Origin of the sequence: Arthrobacter sp. efr-133-TYG-118, assembly GCF_030209755.1 — a bacterium.
Taxonomy (GTDB): domain Bacteria; phylum Actinomycetota; class Actinomycetes; order Actinomycetales; family Micrococcaceae; genus Arthrobacter.
Map to the genome: position 1 here is coordinate 21,379 of NZ_JARVRH010000038.1, position 18,392 is coordinate 39,770.

20 protein-coding genes are annotated in these 18,392 nt (G+C 64.0%); 12 read left to right on the plus strand and 8 right to left on the minus strand.

The window, feature by feature from the left end:
- Nucleotides 1-81: 81 nt before the first annotated feature.
- The gene (locus QRN59_RS23170; RefSeq protein ID WP_284984775.1) at nucleotides 82-384 is read left to right on the plus strand and encodes a hypothetical protein; all 303 of its coding nucleotides are present in this window, start codon (nucleotides 82-84) and stop codon (nucleotides 382-384) included.
- Between the two features lie 64 nt (nucleotides 385-448).
- The gene (locus QRN59_RS23175) at nucleotides 449-2,401 is read left to right on the plus strand and encodes an acyl-CoA dehydrogenase family protein (RefSeq protein ID WP_284984776.1); all 1,953 of its coding nucleotides are present in this window, start codon (nucleotides 449-451) and stop codon (nucleotides 2,399-2,401) included.
- Nucleotides 2,402-2,434: 33 nt separating this feature from the next.
- Here QRN59_RS23175 and QRN59_RS23180 read toward each other — a convergent pair whose 3' ends face one another.
- Nucleotides 2,435-2,839 (minus strand): YchJ family protein, encoded by a 405-nt coding sequence (locus QRN59_RS23180; RefSeq protein ID WP_284984777.1) that lies wholly within the window; start codon nucleotides 2,837-2,839, stop codon nucleotides 2,435-2,437.
- A 192-nt stretch (nucleotides 2,840-3,031) separates the two neighbouring features.
- Here QRN59_RS23180 and QRN59_RS23185 point away from each other — a divergent pair, with 192 nt between their 5' ends.
- Entirely contained in the window at nucleotides 3,032-3,796 is a 765-nt protein-coding gene (locus QRN59_RS23185; RefSeq protein WP_284984778.1) for a hypothetical protein, read from the plus strand.
- Nucleotides 3,797-3,828: 32 nt separating this feature from the next.
- Here the strand turns inward: QRN59_RS23185 and QRN59_RS23190 are convergent, their stop codons facing one another.
- Nucleotides 3,829-4,320 (minus strand): flavin reductase family protein, encoded by a 492-nt coding sequence (locus QRN59_RS23190; protein WP_284984779.1) that lies wholly within the window; start codon nucleotides 4,318-4,320, stop codon nucleotides 3,829-3,831.
- A gap of 245 nt (nucleotides 4,321-4,565) precedes the next feature.
- Between QRN59_RS23190 and QRN59_RS23195 the strand changes: the two genes are divergently transcribed.
- From QRN59_RS23195 to QRN59_RS23205, 3 genes are all read left to right on the plus strand, one after another.
- A complete protein-coding gene (locus tag QRN59_RS23195; protein ID WP_284984780.1) occupies nucleotides 4,566-5,600 on the plus strand; it encodes an aldo/keto reductase in 1,035 nt (344 codons plus the stop codon).
- A 51-nt stretch (nucleotides 5,601-5,651) separates the two neighbouring features.
- Nucleotides 5,652-6,047, plus strand: a complete 396-nt coding sequence (locus tag QRN59_RS23200) for an RNA-binding S4 domain-containing protein (RefSeq protein ID WP_078107302.1) — start codon at nucleotides 5,652-5,654, stop codon at nucleotides 6,045-6,047.
- Between the two features lie 141 nt (nucleotides 6,048-6,188).
- On the plus strand, nucleotides 6,189-6,806 hold the full coding sequence (locus QRN59_RS23205) for a uracil-DNA glycosylase family protein (protein WP_059388685.1): 618 nt from the start codon (nucleotides 6,189-6,191) through the stop codon (nucleotides 6,804-6,806).
- 7 nt (nucleotides 6,807-6,813) lie between these two features.
- Here the strand turns inward: QRN59_RS23205 and QRN59_RS23210 are convergent, their stop codons facing one another.
- Nucleotides 6,814-7,830, minus strand: a complete 1,017-nt coding sequence (locus QRN59_RS23210; RefSeq protein WP_284984781.1) for a glycosyltransferase family 4 protein — start codon at nucleotides 7,828-7,830, stop codon at nucleotides 6,814-6,816.
- 132 nt (nucleotides 7,831-7,962) lie between these two features.
- Between QRN59_RS23210 and QRN59_RS23215 the strand changes: the two genes are divergently transcribed.
- Nucleotides 7,963-8,367 (plus strand): hypothetical protein, encoded by a 405-nt coding sequence (locus QRN59_RS23215; protein WP_284984782.1) that lies wholly within the window; start codon nucleotides 7,963-7,965, stop codon nucleotides 8,365-8,367.
- 104 nt (nucleotides 8,368-8,471) lie between these two features.
- Here the strand turns inward: QRN59_RS23215 and QRN59_RS23220 are convergent, their stop codons facing one another.
- Both QRN59_RS23220 and QRN59_RS23225 read right to left on the minus strand, forming a co-directional pair.
- Nucleotides 8,472-9,095 (minus strand): hypothetical protein, encoded by a 624-nt coding sequence (locus tag QRN59_RS23220; RefSeq protein ID WP_284984783.1) that lies wholly within the window; start codon nucleotides 9,093-9,095, stop codon nucleotides 8,472-8,474.
- Nucleotides 9,096-9,157: 62 nt separating this feature from the next.
- The gene (locus QRN59_RS23225) at nucleotides 9,158-10,309 is read right to left on the minus strand and encodes a Fic family protein (RefSeq protein WP_284984784.1); all 1,152 of its coding nucleotides are present in this window, start codon (nucleotides 10,307-10,309) and stop codon (nucleotides 9,158-9,160) included.
- Between the two features lie 365 nt (nucleotides 10,310-10,674).
- On the opposite strand from QRN59_RS23225, the gene QRN59_RS23230 reads away from it, so the two are divergent.
- The 5 genes from QRN59_RS23230 (at nucleotide 10,675) to QRN59_RS23250 (ending at nucleotide 16,259) form a co-directional block, all read left to right on the plus strand.
- Nucleotides 10,675-11,307, plus strand: a complete 633-nt coding sequence (locus QRN59_RS23230; RefSeq protein ID WP_502871106.1) for a FadR/GntR family transcriptional regulator — start codon at nucleotides 10,675-10,677, stop codon at nucleotides 11,305-11,307.
- A gap of 20 nt (nucleotides 11,308-11,327) precedes the next feature.
- Entirely contained in the window at nucleotides 11,328-12,356 is a 1,029-nt protein-coding gene (locus QRN59_RS23235; protein ID WP_502871107.1) for an asparaginase, read from the plus strand.
- 36 nt (nucleotides 12,357-12,392) lie between these two features.
- Nucleotides 12,393-13,817: an aspartate ammonia-lyase gene (locus QRN59_RS23240; RefSeq protein WP_284984786.1), complete on the plus strand. Its 1,425-nt coding sequence runs from the start codon at nucleotides 12,393-12,395 to the stop codon at nucleotides 13,815-13,817.
- Between the two features lie 124 nt (nucleotides 13,818-13,941).
- Entirely contained in the window at nucleotides 13,942-15,459 is a 1,518-nt protein-coding gene (locus tag QRN59_RS23245) for an amino acid permease (RefSeq protein WP_284984787.1), read from the plus strand.
- A gap of 128 nt (nucleotides 15,460-15,587) precedes the next feature.
- Nucleotides 15,588-16,259 (plus strand): FadR/GntR family transcriptional regulator, encoded by a 672-nt coding sequence (locus tag QRN59_RS23250; RefSeq protein WP_284984788.1) that lies wholly within the window; start codon nucleotides 15,588-15,590, stop codon nucleotides 16,257-16,259.
- On the opposite strand, the gene QRN59_RS23255 is transcribed toward QRN59_RS23250, so the two are convergent.
- From QRN59_RS23255 to QRN59_RS23265, 3 genes are read right to left on the minus strand one after another with little or no spacing between them, the layout of a single operon-like run.
- Nucleotides 16,256-17,131, minus strand: a complete 876-nt coding sequence (locus QRN59_RS23255) for an amidohydrolase family protein (RefSeq protein WP_284984789.1) — start codon at nucleotides 17,129-17,131, stop codon at nucleotides 16,256-16,258. The two genes, QRN59_RS23250 and QRN59_RS23255, sit on opposite strands and share 4 nt — an antisense overlap.
- Nucleotides 17,128-18,081, minus strand: a complete 954-nt coding sequence (locus tag QRN59_RS23260; protein ID WP_284984790.1) for an aldo/keto reductase — start codon at nucleotides 18,079-18,081, stop codon at nucleotides 17,128-17,130. Before QRN59_RS23260 ends, QRN59_RS23255 begins: the two co-directional genes overlap by 4 nt.
- Nucleotides 18,078-18,392, minus strand: coding sequence for an L-rhamnose mutarotase (locus QRN59_RS23265; RefSeq protein WP_284984791.1), 315 nt, complete (start codon nucleotides 18,390-18,392; stop codon nucleotides 18,078-18,080). The genes QRN59_RS23260 and QRN59_RS23265 overlap by 4 nt, the downstream gene beginning before the upstream one ends.

Here is an 18,392-nt window from a genome sequence, read left to right on the forward strand (position 1 = left end):
GCATTGGTGCCGCCCCTAGTGTCGACACCAACGACGTCGACGCTCCGACGTCGGCTTTGGCAGCGTTGCGGAGGGGACCCAATGCAGTTCGACTTGACCACCTTAGACAGCAGCACTTATGTCTTCGCGGGAACACTGATCCTTGGCCTGGTTCTGGCAGCCTTCATCGCGGTAGCGGCCATGGCCGCCCTTGCGTTGGTCGCAGCCGGGAGCCTCGCCTGGTATACCGTGAAGAACGTGCTGGGCGGGCTGGTCCACGGCATCAATTTTGCGTGGGACCAGCTGGTCCACCAGGCCGGAAAAGTGGAACTGCCTGTGGAATTCCCATCGCAAACCGCCCCTAGCACAGGTACCTACCCGCGGGTAGCATTGAGGGACAGCTGAAGGGTCCCCCGCCCAAGGCGGATCCTGGGCTCGAACCGGCACAGCCGGCAAGAGGAGTCCTCCCATGACCTCCGCCACTGATAACAAGAGCAGCGGCGTCACGGCCGCAGAAGCCCGCGCCGTCGCCGAGGCCGCCCGCGACACCGAATGGAACCGCCCGAGTTTCGCCAAGGGACTGTACTTGGGAGACTTCGATCTCGGGCTGATCCATCCCTGGCCCCAGGCAAGAGCCGAAGACGTCGAGCGCGGCGAAGAGTTCATGGCGAAGCTGACGGAGTTCTGCGGCACCATGTCCGGCCGAACGATCGAACGCGATGCAAAGATCCCGGACGAATACCTCGCAGGCCTCACCGAACTAGGCGTTTTCGGCATGAAGATTCCGCGCGAGTACGGCGGTTTGGGCCTGTCGCTGGTCTATTACGGCAGGGCGCTGGCGCTGCTGGGGTCAGTCCACCCGAGCCTTGGCGCGCTGCTTTCGGCCCACCAGTCCATCGGCGTCCCGGAGCCGGTCAAAATCTTCGGCACCCCCGAACAAAAGCAGGAGTACTTGCCGCGTTGCGCCGCCGGCGCCATCACCGCCTTCCTGCTGACAGAGCCCGACGTCGGCAGCGACCCCGCGCGGATGGGCTGCACCGCAGTGCCAAGCGACGACGGCGAGTCTTACCTTTTGGACGGCGTCAAACTTTGGACCACCAACGGCGTGATCGCCGAACTGGTAGTGGTCATGGCGGTTGTTCCTGCCCACACCGCCCCCGACGGCACGGCACTCAAGGGCGGGATCACGGCGTTCGTCGTGGAAATGGACTCCCCCGGCATCACGGTGGAGAACCGCAACGCCTTCATGGGTCTGCGCGGCATCGAGAACGGCGTGACCCGGTTCCACCAAGTCCGCGTACCGGCAGCCAACCGGCTGGGCCGCGAAGGCCAGGGACTCAAGATCGCGCTCACCACGCTCAACACCGGCCGGCTCTCGATACCCGGGCTGTGCGTGGCGGCCGGCAAGTGGTCGTTGAAGATCGCCCGCGAATGGTCCAATGCCCGCACCCAATGGGGCCGGCCGGTCGGAAAGCACGAGGCCGTCGGCAAGAAAATCGCGTTCATCGCCGCCACCACTTTTGCCCTTGAAGCCGTTTTTGAACTGTCTGCCGAGATGGCCGATGCCGGCCAGAAAGATGTGCGGATCGAGGCCGCGCTGGCCAAGCTTTGGTCCACTGAACTCAGCTACACGGTGGCTGATGAGTTGGTGCAGATCCGAGGCGGCCGTGGATTCGAGACGGCGGATTCCCTGGAGGCCCGCGGGGAACGCGCGGTGGGCGCCGAGCAGCTGCTGAGGGATATGCGCATCAACCGGATCTTCGAGGGCTCGTCCGAGATCATGCGCCTGCTCATCGCCCGTGAAGCGGTCGATGCCCACCTTTCGGCCGCGGGCGAGCTCGCTTCCGCGGACGCAACCCTGCAGGAGAAGGCGCGTGCCGCCGTCGGCGCCTCAGGTTTCTACGCCAAATGGCTCCCTAAGCTGATGGCCGGAGCCGGCATGGACCCGCGGTCCTACAGTGAGTTTGGACGCCTCGCGAAGCAACTGCGGTATGTGGAGCGGGCTTCGCGCCGGCTCGCCCGGCAGACGTTCTACGGGATGGGCCGCTGGCAGGCGAGGCTTGAATACAAACAAGCGTTCCTCGGCAGGATTGTAGATATCGGGGCAGAGCTGTTTGCCATGGCAGCGTGCTGCTCACGGGCCGAGATGCTGCTGCAGACCGCACCGGAGCAAGGCGCGGCTGCGTACGAACTTGCCGAAGCCTATTGCGAGCAAGCCCGGATTCGCGTGGACGGATACTTCGATCAGTTGTGGCGGAACACCGACGACGTCGATCACGAGTTGTCCTCGAACGTCCTCGCGGGCGACTACGCCTGGCTTGAGGCCGGAATCCTTGACCAATCCGAAGGAACGGGTCCGTGGATCGCCGACGCCACCCCACGCGCGTCGTCGAAGGAGAGCCTGCACCGGAAGTACCGCTGAGGCCCGCTGCTGATCGAAGCAGCGGGGACAGGGCTAGCCGGCGTCGCCGTCGACGTAGTACCAGCGCCGGTCGATCCGCAGGAAGCGGCTGTTTTCGCGCTGGACTCCACGTTCGCCGTCAGAACGGTAGTGTGCCGCGAACTCGACTGTTCCTTCGGCGTCCAAGGGGCCGCCTTGGTGCGTCGCCAGGATGTCCAGCCGGCGCCATTCAATGTCCGTGTCCAGGTTCAGCGCGGCAGGCCGGGTGTCAGGGTGCCACGTGCGCAGAAGATAATCTCCGTCAAGGACCACAAAGGCCGAGTAGCGCGAACGCATGAGCTGTTCTGCCGTGGGCGCGTCGGCGTCTCCGCGGTGGAAGCGTCCACAGCACTCGGTGTACTGCTCTCCGGACAAACAAGGGCAAGCGCCTAGGCGGAGGCGGGCCGGATCGAGTGGCATTGAAGCCCTATCTGGAAGAGGAGGTGAGAGCTAGGCAACAAATTCTGTCACAGCAGATAACAGCTTCGAAACAACCTCGGCGAGCCGGAGTTTGGCGGATGATTCATTCACATTTCGCCCTTAGGCTAGATGACATGCCCGCAGACCTACGGTTGCGGCTTCCACCCCACAACTCTGGCTCGAGGAGGCTACGTGGAGGATCCAACAACACTTGGCCTCAATCTGACTTTTTTCGGAACGCTCGGGCTGGCTTTGCTGATGTCCCTTGGTTTGGCCTTCCTGATGGTTGTCACCTTGGTGCTGGCCGGCGTAGCGAAGCTGGTTTGGATCATCCTGCTCGCGATGGTGGGGATCTTCCCAAAACGCGATGCCGTACCGGTTGTGCACTTGCCCCCGCGGCCTCGACGCGCCCCCGCCCCGGCGTCGGATTCCGAGGAATCGACGACGGCGGAAGACGGCTTGCCGGGCACGGGGCCATTCGTCCCGGGGAGGCCGCGTCCAGGAATCGTTGGGACCACAAGGTTGCTGTGGTCGGTGTCGTGGGCTGCTGTCCGGAACTTCCCGTGGAAGTCGCTGGTGAACCCACGCGCCTGGCCTAAGCCTGCACAGGTCAAGGCCGGAATCGCAGCCACGGCCACCGCCGTCGCCACAACCCAGGCCAAGGAACATCCCTTTGTGGTTGCGGTGAAGCAGGATCCTCCGGTCCTGAACAGCCAGTGGGCCGCTGCCGTCGCCGAGGCTGACGCCCGGGCCGCAGCGCGCGACGCTGAACGGGCGCAGGAAGCGTCAGCCGATGAAGAAGCGATAGCTTCTGACAAGGAACCCGCCGAAGGGAACGCCGCGGAGTCGCCCGAGACTCCCGCGCCGGTCCGCGAACACCGGGGAGACCCTCATGGCGGCAAGCCTGTCTCTTCCGGTCGCGTGACGGCCTCTGCCGGGGCGCGCCCCCGGGCATAGCGACCGCAGCGCCCGGCCAGCCGGACCCAAGCTCAGGCGGCCAGTTGCCTGAACCTGGCCCCGTGGTAGATGAGGGGCTCGGCGTCGTGGTTGATCTCCACGGACTTCACTTCGAGGACGACGATCGCGTGGTCGCCCGCGGGCGTTTCGGAGACCACTTCGCATTCAAGCACGAGCGCCGCGCCGTCGATCAGCACCGCACCTGCGTCGCTCGTTGAGGTCGCAAGGCCGGCGAATCGGTCCTGCGTCCGCGAGGAGAGCTGCAGGCACACGGCCTCCTGGCCTTGGGCCAAGATGGAAACACCCAGACGAGGGGCGCGCCGGAGCTTGGGCCATGTGGTGGAGGAGTTCTGCACCGCAAACATGACCAACGGTGGTTCGAGCGAGACTCCCACTGTGAAGCTCGATGCCACCAGGGCCTCCGGAGCGAAGCCGACCATAGCACTGAAGGCCGCCACGCCTGAGGGAAATTGCGCGAACGCCTGCTTGATCGAAGCGGCTCCATCCACCGTTACCTGGGTCATGGCGGGTTCCTTTCTCTGTAGTTTCGTGCCTGCCTTTCTACTAATTCACTGGACGCCGATAACGGCAATATTTGTGTATTCGCGTGTCGATTCAAGTCAATTCTTAATTCGTCATGTGCTGTTTTCATTACACCGCAATACGAAAAGCGAAGAATTTGTACGCTTTTCGAGTGCCGCGGCCACGACGTGTGTAGCGTCGTGTCAATCCATTGCACAGCCTTGATTCTTCACGGAGGAAGCCGGAGATGAGCCTCAGCGAGCTTCGAACCCTGGGACGCACAGGCGCCCTGATCAGCCCCCTTACCCTGGGAACCCTTAACCTTGGGGCGGGCTCGGCGCCCACGGGCGCCGAAGAAAGCATCCGCATTGTCCATGCGGCCCTCGACGCCGGCATCACCAGCGTCGATACCGCCGACATCTATTCGCAGGGCGAGGCAGAGGCTATTGTGGGCCGGGCCCTCCACGGCAGGCGGGATGACGTTTTCCTTTCCACCAAGTTCCATGGACAAATGGGGCCGAATCCCGCCCACGCGGGGAATTCCCGGCGCTGGATCATGAAGGCCGTGGAAGGGAGCCTGCACCGCTTGCAGACGGACAGGATCGACCTTTACCAGGCACACCGTCCCGACTACAACACGGACGTGCTGGAAACCATCACAGCCCTCAACGACCTCATCCGGCAGGGCAAGGTCCTCTATTACGGAACGTCGGTGTTCACGCCGTCGCAGCTTGTGGAGGCACAGTGGATTGCCACTACGAACCATCTCATACCGCCAGTGGTGGATCAGGTGCCCTACTCCTTGCTGGTCCGAGCGAATGAGCGCGACGTCTTCGCGATCACGCAGCAGTACAACCTTGGGGTGCTCAGCTATGGACCGCTCGACGGCGGCTGGCTCTCCGGGAACTACCGCGTGGGAGTCCCCCAGCCCGCAAGCTCCCGCGGGTCGGCCGTTCCCGGGCGCTTCGACGTCTCGGCACCTTTCAACAGGAACAAACTCCTGGCAGCCGATGCCTTGGCCCGCGTCGCCGAGCGGCATGGACTCACCCTTATCCAGCTTGCTGTCGGCTTTGCCCTGAATCATCCGGCGGTCAGCAGCGTGGTTATCGGTCCACGCACGGAAGACCATCTGGTCGACTACCTCAAGGCCGCGGATGTTGTCCTTAACGAAGCCGTCCTGGATGCCATTGACGACATCGTGGCGCCCGGCACCAACTTCCTGGAGCGGGACGCAGGTACGGTCGTACCGCACCTTGAATACGCGGAACTTCGACGCCGGTAATCGGCTTTGCGGACAACAGCTCAGGCCGCGCGACTATACTCGTTCGCAATCATGACTAGCCTTCCGACTTCCGCCCAAACATCAAAAAGCGGCAATGTGCGCATTGACGCCTGGCTCTGGGCCATCCGTGCTTACAAGACCCGTTCCGCGGCCACAACCGCTTGCAGGGCGGGACATGTGCGAATCAACGGGAACCCGGTCAAGGCCTCCCAGTCCGTGATTATCGGCGACACCATCCGTGTACGACAGCCTGGCTTCGAGCGCATCCTTGAGGTCCGGGGGCTCATTGCAAAAAGGGTAGGGGCCGAAGCAGCATCCCACTGCTTCACCGACCACACCCCGGAGCGCCCCGCCGCGCCCGCCCTCGGGCTGCCGCAGCGCGATCGCGGCGCAGGACGGCCCACCAAGAAGGACCGGCGCGATATGCAGAAGCTCAAGGGACAGTAGCCCAGCCGACAGGCGGGACGGGAAGCCGGGCGCACGGCCCGGCGTCGGGCAGTTTTGTCCCTCGGCTCTGCAGGAGCGTGAGCGACGCGTAAAGTGACAAGAGACGCCGATTCTGGACGCCGCGCTGCCGAAGGAGAGAACGTGACCATTGACTGGGACGAAAAAAGGGCCTTGCTACAGGAGCCCAACATTGCTGCCGTGACGCAGCTGTGCGACGAACTGATGGCCAAAAGGCCCGGTTCTACCGTGCCTTACATCGATCCGGTGCATGACGAAGATGAGTGCCGGATCGTCACCCTCCAGACCAGCCCCGGGCGGGCTCCCACCTCGGGTTTCGTATCGCACCTCAACGACGACGACGCTGCCCGACGTGCGCAGCTGATCTATGACTCAGCCGACTTGGACGTCCGCTATGTCATGCCGTGGAACTGCTACCCCTGGGTCCGCGACCCAGAACTTCCGCCGGCGCTGAGCGCACAGGAGAAGACCGACGGGCTCCGCCCGTTCCGCCAGTTCCTCAAGATCAACAAGCGGGTTTCCGCCGTCGTCGCTCACGGCGCGGAGGCTGCCGCTTTCCTTGCACTTTTTGAGAAGACCTACCACTCGCCGCTCCGGCAGCACGGGATCAAGGTCTACAAAGCCAGCGCCCTCGGTGGGCGGGCGTTTGCCTTGTCCGAGGCGAAGCAGCAGGAACTCCTGGCCAAAAACATCGAAACCTACCGGGACGCGATGCAGCGGGCAGGCATCCAGCACTTATAGGGGACCCTTACGCCGCAGTGACGGCGCGAAGGACCTCCCGTGCGGTGTCTTCCCATCGCGGCAACACCCTGCTGGCTGCCTCGGCTGCTGCCAGCCATCCCTCCCGCAGGGCGGGGTCGCCAAGCCATCTCCGCAGGAGCATCTCCAGCGATCCGATTCCTGCGGTGAGATCGATCGCTTCACCGGCACCGTGGGCGCCGAGCGCTTCGACGGCGCCGGTTCCCTTGCGGACCACTACCGGTATGCCGTGAGCCAGGGACTCCTGGACCACCATGCCGAAGGACTCCGAGTGTGAGATCAACAGACTGAGATCGGCGCGGTGCCACTGTTCCTCCAAGGCCGGCCCGGAAAGCTCGGCCGTTCTTTCCACCCGCTTTTCAAGTCCATTCCGGAGGATGCGCTCCCGCACGGCGGCGGCGTAGGCGGGGTCCGCTTTTGTGGAGCCCACAAGCGCCGCGGTCCACGCCAGGTCCTTGATCCGGGCCAGCGCGTCGACAAAGAAGATCTGGTCCTTATTGGGGAGTAGGGCGCCCACCATAATGAAATGTGGTGCCGCAGCCCCTCGTGGACCCGGGCGTGCCTTCGATGGGAGATCTATACCGGGGGTCGCCAGATGCACGTTGCCCAGGCCCAATCTTCTGGCCGCTTCGGCAGTATGGGAACCGGTGCAGAGAAGACCCGTCGCTGCGCAGAGCGCGCTCGTTTCCACTGGATCCTCCCCGGAAGGGGGCATGTGGAGCAGCACCCAGACGCGGCGCCCGGCACTGGTTGCCGTCTCGATTTCCGTGGGCGCGCCCGAGGCAATCAGGCCGTCGACAATGTAGATGGGCGGGGTCCCTCCGGCAAATGCATCGGCAAATCGACTCCGGTCTCCCGCATTTCCCGAAGGCCAGCCGCCGCCGAGCGTGCAGACGGAGACCTCTGCGCCCTCCGCGCGGAGTGCCTCAGCCAGCCTCGCGTTGTAGACATTTCCCCCGGAACGATGGCGCACATTTGCGGGCAAAACCATACGGATCTCGACCAAGGGTAGTCCTCCATCACGCCGGTCGTTTGGCCTCACGGTCCTCAGACCATGGTGTTGACCATATAACCCGTCCAGCGTGCGTGGAAGGCGAACTACATGCCCGGCGCCGAGCATCGGCGGTAGATTGTGGGCATGGGACAGACTTCTTCAGACCGTCGGGATGTGTTCGCTGGTCGGCTCTTGGGGGTCGCGGAGTTCACCCACGCACACTGGTTTTTCGGCAATCTCTACGAGGCCATCGTCAAAATCCCGGACCGGGTCGCCGCATCGGAAGCGAACCGTGAACTCCCTCGAACCCCCTTTGGAGCGGGAAGCCCCGGGCGCTACTACGCACCGATCGCGCCGCTCAGTGCCCCTGCCGCCGTCGCTGCCCTTATCAGCGGATGGAGGCATTCCGACAGCAGGACTTGGCTGATTGTGGCCGCCGCCAGCTCTGCCACGGGTGCGGCCGCTACGGCGTACCTGCTGCGATCTATCAACCCCAAGCTGTTCTTCAGCCCGCAGCCGCTCGACGAGGCGCATCGCAAGCCCTGTTGAAGCGGTGGTACAGGGTCCACGCCCTCAGGCTCACAGCCAGCGCGGTTGCCCTTGCCGCCATCCACCAGGCCCGGACGATCCGGCTGAAAAGCCACGGATAGCCCTCAGCCGGGGCCGCTATCCCGGAGGAACTGGCGGTTCCTGATCCGCGATTCGCCGAAATCAACTCCCACCCGGCCAATCTCCCACGGTCCGTGGCCCCTGTACATTGGCCTGCCCACGGCCACATGGGGTACCCAGCGAGGCGAGCGGAATCCAAGGGCAGGGGAGCTGAGGATGAAGTCGTCGATGTTGTCGACAAGCAGTTCGTCCAGGAGTTCGTGAAGGGCGTGCACGAGGGAGACCTGATAGTCACGCGCCGAGGCGGGTACATCCACTTCCAATCCGCACACTCCGCCGCTGCCCAGCACGATCAGCCTTTCGGCGCTGCCGGAAAAGGCCTCCAGCACAGGCAGCGCCTCAAGCCACGCAACAGTCCTGAGCTGGGCCGACTCGGCGCTGGTGTTGCCTTTGGTCCAAGCGGCCACGTCCCGGCAAAAGTCCTCGAGGACGCCCAAGTGCAACAGCGTCATGTGCAATCCCCGCGGCCTGCGCAAGGCAAACACGTAGCGCGCCAACTCCTCATAGTACGAGGGCCCCGCCCCGATACCGAGGACCGGCACCTCCACCGTGATGGGCGGTGCTGTCTGTGTCGTTGAATCCCATCCCCCGCGCGGACGGTTGGCCATGGGAGTAATTATGCTCCGGCAGCGGTTCGTTCGCCTCACGAATGCCGGTTCGATCGACTGGGCTATTGAGTGTCTCTCAGTATCTGAGGCAGGAATCCCATCTGGTCGAGGCGCCACGTCAGCAACGGGGTCAACTCACTTGGCACCAGGCGGAGGCGGTATGTCCTCCTACCGTCGCCAATCGGCTCGATAACGCCTCGATCGAGGAGCTTCCGGATGTTCTGGCTACGTGTTGCAGCCGAACCCGGGAAAGCGGATTCAAGGTCCGCGGCTTTCGCCTCCCCCTTCTTCGCGACGATGAACAGGGCGCTTGCTTCATTCACCGTAAACCGCGCTGCCTGCAGTCCTCTTCGCAAAGCGGGCAGTAGAAGTTCTTCCGTTACGAAACCCTGGGTCCCCAACATCGAAAGTTTCCTCATGTCAGCAAGGAGTCCCTCCAAAACATAGGTAGACCACCGGACGAGCGCCGCAGCCTCTAGCGAATCCGCGTCCTCGAGACGTTCGTAGTAGAGACTTCTGTTCTGGCCAAACACGGCAGTAGGGTTCAGCCCGCGGTAGCCGGCGGCGTCAGAGAACCCGTGTCGCCTCATCGCCGCATACGTGAGGAGTCTTCCGACGCGCCCGTTTCCGTTCCCAAATGGATGAATCCATACGAAGCGGTGGTGGGCTAAAGCGATCTTCAGCAGTTCAAAATTCTGCTCGACATCTGCGTTGATGAAATCCAGGAGTGAAGTCATATCACTATGTACATCACCCGCGGCGGGCGGGCGATGGGCAGATCCACTGATGGTGACATCGCTCAGCCGGTACGCGCCAGGCGTACGATCGCCCTCACGCTCCAACCCCGCAACCGATATTCGGTGGATTTCCCGAACAAGTCCGTGGGTCAGCGTAGTTCCCGGGCTCACAGTTGCATCGATGAAGGCCGTTGCTAGTTGCAGCTGGACGATCTCTTTAACACCATCATTTTGCTGCACGTCGCCATAGCGATCGGCTCGTTCCACACCCGCCACGGCGTCGACAATCGATGTGCGGTTTCCTTCGATACGCGCGCTCATGATGTTCGACATCAGCTGGAAGAGGTCCTTCAACTGCGAAAAGATCGCAGGATGAGTCGTTCCGTCACCCATGTCACTGCGAATCCGTTCAAGCTCAATGATGGCCTTGGCCAACGGAGAACTGAACAGGAAGTCGGGAAATTCGATGGGCTTCATCGCATCAGGATTTTCACCAAGGTCGTCATAACAATTAAGACTATGCCCCGCTTTGCCCCTAGAAATCAACCCACTCGAGATCATGCGAGCATCAGATAATTAAATCTGGGACATTCAGCATTTAAGTCGAGGCTCAGCCGGCAAGCCAGTGAACATTGACACCACCCTGTGACCCGTGCCATATTCATAGAGTGAACCTGTCAGACAGCCGGACAGCCGGACAGGCCGCCACTGGACAGCCAGCCGTCAGCCAGAAAGCTGCGGCTGGCCAGCGCACCGCCACAAGCGGCGCCGTCCCCCGGCCGGCCCAAGCGCCCAGGCCATCAAGCCCCCGGCCCCTCGCCCGCTTCAGTGCCGCGGAAGCCGTGTTCAGCGCCGTCCGCCAGGACATTGAAGACGGAATCGTGGAAGTCGGGGCCAAACTCAGCTCGGAAGCCACCTTGGCCGCGCAGTACGGAGTGAGCCGCTCGGTCGTCCGTGAGGCGCTCCGCTCGTGCACTGCGCTCGGGCTGACGGTCACCAAGACCGGCAAAGGCACGTTCGTCGTCGCGGACCGGGTGGCCAATGACCTCACACTCGGCCAGTACTCGGCACGGGACCTCAACGAGGCACGCCCGCATATCGAAGTCCCGGCAGCCGGCCTCGCTGCGAAGCGCCGCAGTCCGGAAGACCTCGAACACCTCAAGGAAATCGTCGGTTCAATGGCAGCCGAGACCGACCCTGAGACCTGGGTCAGCCTCGACGCCAGTTTCCATTCTGCCATTGCCCGCGCAAGCGGCAACAAGGTCTTCGAAAGCGTTGTCGCAGACATCCGCGAAGCCTTGGCCCATCAATCCGAAACCTTGAACATGGTGGCCGACCGCCAGCATGTTTCAGACGATGAACACCTCCGCATCGTCGAAGCCATCGAAGCCGGCGACGCCTCCGCCGCCGAAGCCGCCATGGCCGACCATCTCAGCGCCGTCAGCGTTGCGTTGGACTCCATCCTCAGCAAATGATCCACCAACTGAAGGAAGTCATGCCCACCCCGCATGCAACGCGCACCGCTATGCCCGCAACCACCCCGGCAGCAGCAACCAATCCGCCAACCCCGCGCCATGTCCCCCTCGCGGAACAGACCCGCGACGGCTTGGTCGAGAGCACCCACTACGGTTCCCTTATCGCCGTCGGGCCGGACGGCGAAACGCTCCTCCAAGCGGGCGAGCCCGATGCCGCGTTCTACCCGCGGTCGTCGCTCAAACCGCTGCAGGCGGTTGCCATGATCCGCGCGGGACTCAAGCTTCCGGAGAACCTCCTCGCCCTTACCGCGGCCAGCCACTCCGGCGCCTCGATGCACCTCGACGGCGCCGCGCGCATCCTCGAAATGCATGGCCTGGACGAAAGCGCGCTGGAAAACAGCACCGATCTCCCCTACGGCACCGCCGAGCGCGAAGCATGGCTACGCACCGGCGGCAAGCCCACCCAGCTCGCGCAGAACTGTTCCGGCAAGCACGCTTCCATGGCCGCCACGTGCGTCATCAACGGCTGGCCTGTCCAGGGCTACTTGCACCCCGAGCATCCCCTCCAGGTGCTTGTCAAGGACACCATCACTGAACTCACGGGCGAAGAAGCAGCGGCCATCAGCACGGACGGTTGCGGCACCCCCCTCTTTGCCCACAGCCTGCACGGAATGGCCCGGGCCTATGGCCGTATGGCCGCGGCGGACAGCACGGAAGCAGAAGGCCAGGTAGCCCACGCCATGCGCGCCTTCCCCGAGATGGTGGCAGGCGAGGGTCGCGACGTCACAGCCATCATGCGTGCGGTTCCCGGGTTGCTCGCCAAGGACGGCTTCGAAGGCCTCCAGCTCATCGGCCTGCGCAACGGCACCGGCGTCGCCATCAAGATCTCCGACGGCGGCGACCGCGCACGCATGCCCGTCACCGTCCGCGTCCTTGAGGAACTAGGGCTCGACGGCGGCCAGCTCGCCACGCTCGCCAGCGCACCTGTGTTGGGCGGCGGCCACCCTGTTGGCGTACTCCGTGCCGCGAACTTCCTCGCATCCAACTGACGTAGCCAAACAAGCACAAAACACCAAAGGACAGCAATGACATCTGCCGTGCACTCCACGACAATTCCAGGGTTCCGCTCTGAACACGATCTCCTCGGCGACCGCGACGTCCCTGCTGATGCGTACTGGGGCGTGCACACGCTGCGTGCCATCGAGAACTTCCCCATCACCGGTCACCCGTTGGCCAGCAACGCCAACCTCGTCAAGGGCCTCGCCGCAGTCAAGCTCGCCGCCGCACGCACCAACCGCGAGCTCGGCCTTCTGGACGAAGAACGGGCGGACGCCATCGAGCAGGCATGCCAGGACATCCTGGACGGCAAGCTCCACGAGCAGTTCATGGTGGACGTCATCCAGGGCGGTGCCGGCACCAGCTCCAACATGAACGCCAACGAGGTGATCGCCAACCGGGCCCTTGAAATCCTCGGCCACCCCAAGGGCGACTACGCCAGGCTGCACCCAAACGACCACGTCAACTTGAGCCAGTCGACCAACGACGTCTATCCCACCGCCGTCAACCTGGCCACCATTTTCTCGGTCCAGGGCCTTCTTTCGGCTCTTCAGGAACTCCAGGTCGCGTTCGCGGAAAAGGGCGAGGAATTCCGCACCGTGGTCAAGATGGGCCGCACTCAGTTGCAGGACGCCGTACCCATGACCCTCGGCCAGGAATTCGGCGGCTACGCCGTGACTGTGGGCGAGGACCGGGCGCGACTGGCCGAGTCCCAGCTGCTCATCCACGAGATCAACCTTGGCGCCACTGCCATCGGAACCGGCCTCAACGCCCCCGTTGGATACGCCGCCGCAGCCTGCAGGCACCTGGCCGAGATCACGGGCTTGCCGCTGGTCACGTCGGTCGACCTCATCGAGGCCACCCAGGACGTGGGCGCGTTCGTCCACCTCTCGGGCGTCCTCAAGCGCGTCGCCGTCAAGCTTTCCAAGATTTGCAACGATCTCCGCTTGCTGTCCTCCGGACCGCGTGCGGGACTGGGCGAGATCAACCTCCCGGCTGTGCAGTCGGGATCGTCCATCATGCCAGGCAAGATCAATCCGGTGATCCCGGAAGTGGTCAGCCAAGTGGCCTATGAAGTCATCGGCAACGATGTCACAGTCACCATGGCAGCCGAAGCGGGACAGCTCCAGCTGAACGCCTTCGAACCGATTATTGTCCACAGCCTCCACAAGAGCATCTCCCACCTGGAAGCCGCGTGCCGCACACTCACGTCGCGCTGCATCCGGGGCATTACCGCGAACACCGAACGCCTGCGCCTCACGGTAGAGCAGTCGATCGGACTCGTCACGGCACTCAATCCGCACATTGGCTACGCCTCCGCCACAGCCATCGCCCAAGAAGCGCTGGCAAGCGGTAAAGGTGTCGCCGAGCTCGTTCTCGAACACGGCTTGCTGAGCTCGGAGCAGCTCGACGAGTTCCTCCGCCCCGAACGCCTGGCCAACCTCAGCAACTAGGCTGAGCCGCGCAAAACGACCCACGACGGCGGCGCTCCACAGCCGCCGTCGAGCCTGAACGCGCGAAGAAACAGGCCGGACGGCAAGATCCGGACCCCCAACAGGACACCCCCTAAGGATTCCCATGACCAATGCACCCATCACGGACCACACGGTCCCTCCGCAGGCGCACTCCACTGAAAAGCTCCTCCACGCCGAGGACAAGGGCTATCACAAGAGCCTGAAGCCGCGTCAGATCCAGATGATCGCAATCGGCGGTGCCATCGGCACCGGCCTGTTCCTGGGTGCCGGCGGCCGCCTCAACGCTGCGGGCCCTTCCCTCGTCATCGCGTACGCGGTCTGCGGCTTCTTTGCCTTCCTGATCCTGCGCGCCCTTGGCGAACTCGTGCTCCACCGCCCGTCGTCAGGCTCCTTCGTCTCCTACGCCCGCGAGTTCTTCGGCGAGAAGGCCGCGTTTGTGTCCGGCTGGTTCTACTGGATCAACTGGGCAACCACCACCATCGTGGACACCACGGCCGCAGCCCTCTACATGAACTTCTTCGGCAAATATGTCCCTTGGATCGGCGTCGTCCCGCAGTGGGCCTGGGCACTGATCGCGCTTCTGGTGGTGCTTTGCCTGAACCTGGTCTCGGTCAAGGTCTTCGGCGAAATGGAGTTCTACTTCGCCCTGATCAAGGTGGCCGCGCTGGCGGCGTTCCTGGTGATCGGCACGTACTTCGTCATCTTCGGCACGCCGGTACCGGGCCAGGAAGTGGGCTTCAGCCTCCTCACAGACCACGGGGGCATCTTCCCCACCGGCATGCTACCCATGATCATGCTCATGCAGGGCGTGCTGTTCGCCTACGCTTCAATCGAGCTCGTGGGCACCGCCGCCGGTGAGACGGAGAACCCCGAGAAGATCATGCCCAAGGCCATCAACTCGGTGGTCTTCCGCATCGCCGTCTTCTACGTCGGTTCCGTCATCCTGCTGGCGTTGCTGCTGCCGTACACCTCCTACGTCAAGGGTGTCAGCCCATTTGTGACCTTCTTCGGCCACATCGGCGTGCAGGGCGTGGACGTGATCATGAACCTCGTGGTCCTGACCGCTGCCCTGTCCTCCCTGAATGCCGGGTTGTACTCCACGGGCCGCATCCTGCGCTCCATGTCCGTGGCCGGTTCCGCTCCCAAGTTCGCCCAGCGCATGAACAAAGCCGGCGTCCCCTACGGCGGCATCGCCATCACGGCCGGCGTCTCCCTGCTCGGTGTTCCGCTGAACTACCTTGTACCGTCCGACGCCTTCGAGATCGTCCTCAACGTCGCCTCCGTGGGCATCATCGTCACGTGGGCCACCATCGTCTTGTGCCAGATGCAGCTCAAGCGCTGGGCCGACAAGGGCTGGCTGAAGCGTCCGTCCTTCCGGATGTTCGGCGCCCCCTACACCGGCTATCTTTCACTGCTGTTCCTGGTGGGCGTGCTGGTGATGGTGTTCATCGACTCTCCGCTCACCATGCTGGTTACGGCCATCGCCTGCGCGCTCATTGTGGTTGGTTGGTACGCCTGCCGCAAGCAAATCCACGAGATCGCCGCAGCCCGGGACGGCTTCACGGGCAGCTCTCCCGTGATCGCCAACCTGCCGGTTGCTGGCGCAGAGGACAAGATCTAGCCCTTCAGCGCTCGCCCAAAAATTAAGTGCCCGACGGCGGCACCTGAGGTTCCGTTCGCACGGAACCCGGGTGCCGCCGTCGTGCGTTAGGTGCCAGACATCGGATCATTCGCCGTTAGGATGTAGCCATGGCTGTCACAGATGAAGCGATCAGCAAGATCAAGGACATGCTGATCCGCGGCGAACTCAAGGCCGGGGACCGCCTTCCGCCGGAGAAGGAACTGAGCGAGCGGCTCGGCCTCTCGCGAAGCTCCCTGCGCGAAGCCGTCAAAGCCCTCGAACTCATCCGGGTCCTGGACGTGCGGCGTGGGGACGGCACTTATGTCACCAGCCTTGACGCCAAGTTGCTCAACGAGGCCGTGGCGTTCGTCGTTGATCTTCATCAGGACCGTTCCATCCTGGAACTCTTTGAGGTCCGACGAATCCTGGAGCCCGCCACCGCGTTCATCGCGACAGGCAAGATCACTCCAACGGCACTCACGGCCCTGCGAGCCACGATGGACGGGATCGACGAGAACACCGACGTCGAAGAACTCGTGGCCCACGACCTCGAATTCCACGGCATCATCACCCAGGCCGCCGGAAACGACTACCTTGCCGGCCTGCTCGAGGCGCTCTCCAGCAGTACCGTCCGGGCCCGCATTTGGCGGGGGCTGACCCAGGAAAAAGCCGTGGCGCACACCCTTGCCGAGCACAAGGCCATCGCGGACGCCTTGGAACGCGGCGACGCCGAGCTGGTCCGGGCGCTCGTGACGGTCCACATCAGCGGCGTCGAGAGCTGGTTGCGCCAGGCGCTCTAGCTCCCTCCGACGCTTCGCTTGTGAAGCCCGTATGTCCGCACCGCGGTCGCTTCAAGGAACTCCTGGCGCTCCGCTGAAGTGAGTTCATCCGCAAGTTCCAGAAGCGCTTCCAGGGTGCGTCCGTACGAAGCACCCAGGGTACTAACGGGCCAATCGCCGCCGATCATGAGCCGTTTCGGCCCGAAAGCTTCCATCGCCTCGTCCCACAGCGGACGCAAGGCTTCAGCCGTATAAGGAATCCCCGGCAAGTGCAGGCCGGACACCTTGGCCACCGTGTTTGGCAGCTCGGCCAGGGCCCGGAAATCTTGACGCCACAAGTCCATCGCCGCTGCATCGGCCAGCGGCGGCTTCCCGAGATGGTCCAGCACGATGGTCAGATCCGGGACTTCCCGGGCCAGCTGGACCGTTCGCGCGAGGTGCCTCGGAAAGGCGTCCGGGACGTCGAACGCCAATCCGTGGCCGGCCAGCATGCGCAAGGAATCGCGGACTGCGGGCAAGTCGAGGAAGTCGTCCCGTGGATCGTCGTGGACCAAGTGCCGGATGCCCCTCAAAGCGGGATTCCGAAGGAACCGGTCCAACTCCTGCTCCGCTTCGGCGGGCTTGTCGAGGGGAATCCAGCCCACGACGCCGAGTACCCAGGAGTTGCGGTCGGCGAGGCCGAGCATGAAGTCGGTGTCCGCAACGGTGTCGTCAGCCTGGACGAGAACGGCCCCACTGACGCCTGCGGCATCCAGGGTTTCCCGGGCCTCGGCTTCGCCGTAGCTGCGGAACAGGCCGCCGTGCTGCGGGCCAAGCCACGCGTAGGGCCGCGGGGCGTTGTCGTCGGGGCCGTCGGCTGGGAGCTCCCACAAGTGCAGGTGGGAATCAATCACCCGGGCACACCTGCCAAAGCCGCCCACAGCTCTTCCGGCACGGTCTCATTCATCCGCGCTGCGTTGGCGACAATCTGCTCAGCGCTGCTCGCCCCCACCGTCACGTTCACGACCGCCGGGTGCCGCAGGCTGAACTGGAGTGCCGCCGTCGGGAGTTCCACCCCGAAGTCCCGGCACACGCCGGCGAGCGCCCGTGCACGCTCCACGAGCGCCCGCGGGGCGCGTGCATAGTTGTAGTGCGCGTCCTCGGGTACTTCCGGCCTGGCCAGCAGACCGGAGTTGAAGACACCCACGTTCACGACGCCGGTGCCGCGCGCCACACAGCGGTCCAGGAGCGGAACACCGGGCTGCTCGAGCAAGGTGTACCGGCCGGCGAGCATCACGAGGTCCAGATCCGCGGCTTCGACGCATTCGAGTGCGGCTTCCGCAGAGTTGGTCCCGACGCCGATCGCCTTCACCACACCGTCCGCACGCAGCTTTTCCAGTGCAGGCAAGGCTTCGCCGATCCCCTTGGCGAGGTCATGGACATCCGGATCATGAAGGTAGGCGATGTCCACGTGGTCCAGGCCGAGCCGTTCGAGTGATTCCTCGATGCTCCGGCGGATCCCTGCTTCGGAAAAGTCCCACCGGCGTTTGCTCGTTGCCGGAACGTCGAAGCCTTCATCGTCCTTCGCCTTGGCTCCCGCCGCATTCGGTACCAGCATCCGGCCCACCTTGGTGGACACAGTGAACTCACTCCGGAGCTTCTCGCTCAGCACCGCCCCAAGCCTGCCCTCGGACAGTCCAAGGCCGTAATGCGGGGCGGTGTCGAAATAGCGGACCCCGGCGTCCCAGGCCGCGTTGACGGTAGCAGCGGCCCGGGCGTCCGGCATGGCGCGGTACAGGTTGCCGATGCCGGCGGCGCCGAAGCCGAGCTTGCCCAACTGGCCATCCCATCGGGCGCCGCTCATGCCAGCTCCCAGACCAACGGGATGCCCGAGTCATTGCCCGAATAGTCGTCCTGGACGTCCAGAAGCTCCGCCATGCGGGCCTGCCACGGAACATTGGCCGGATGGTCCGCGAGCGCCCGGCGCATGGCTTGGTAGTCCGCCACCTCAACGAGGTGGAAGAGGTCCAGGCCGCTGCGCCAGATCCGCCAATTGCCCACGCCGGCCGCCTTCAGGGCGGCGACGAGCTCGGCGGGGATCGCCGCATGGGCATCCGCGTAGTCCTGTTCTGCGCCCGGCTTGAGCCGGGTGTGCAGGGCAATTGTTTCCGGCAC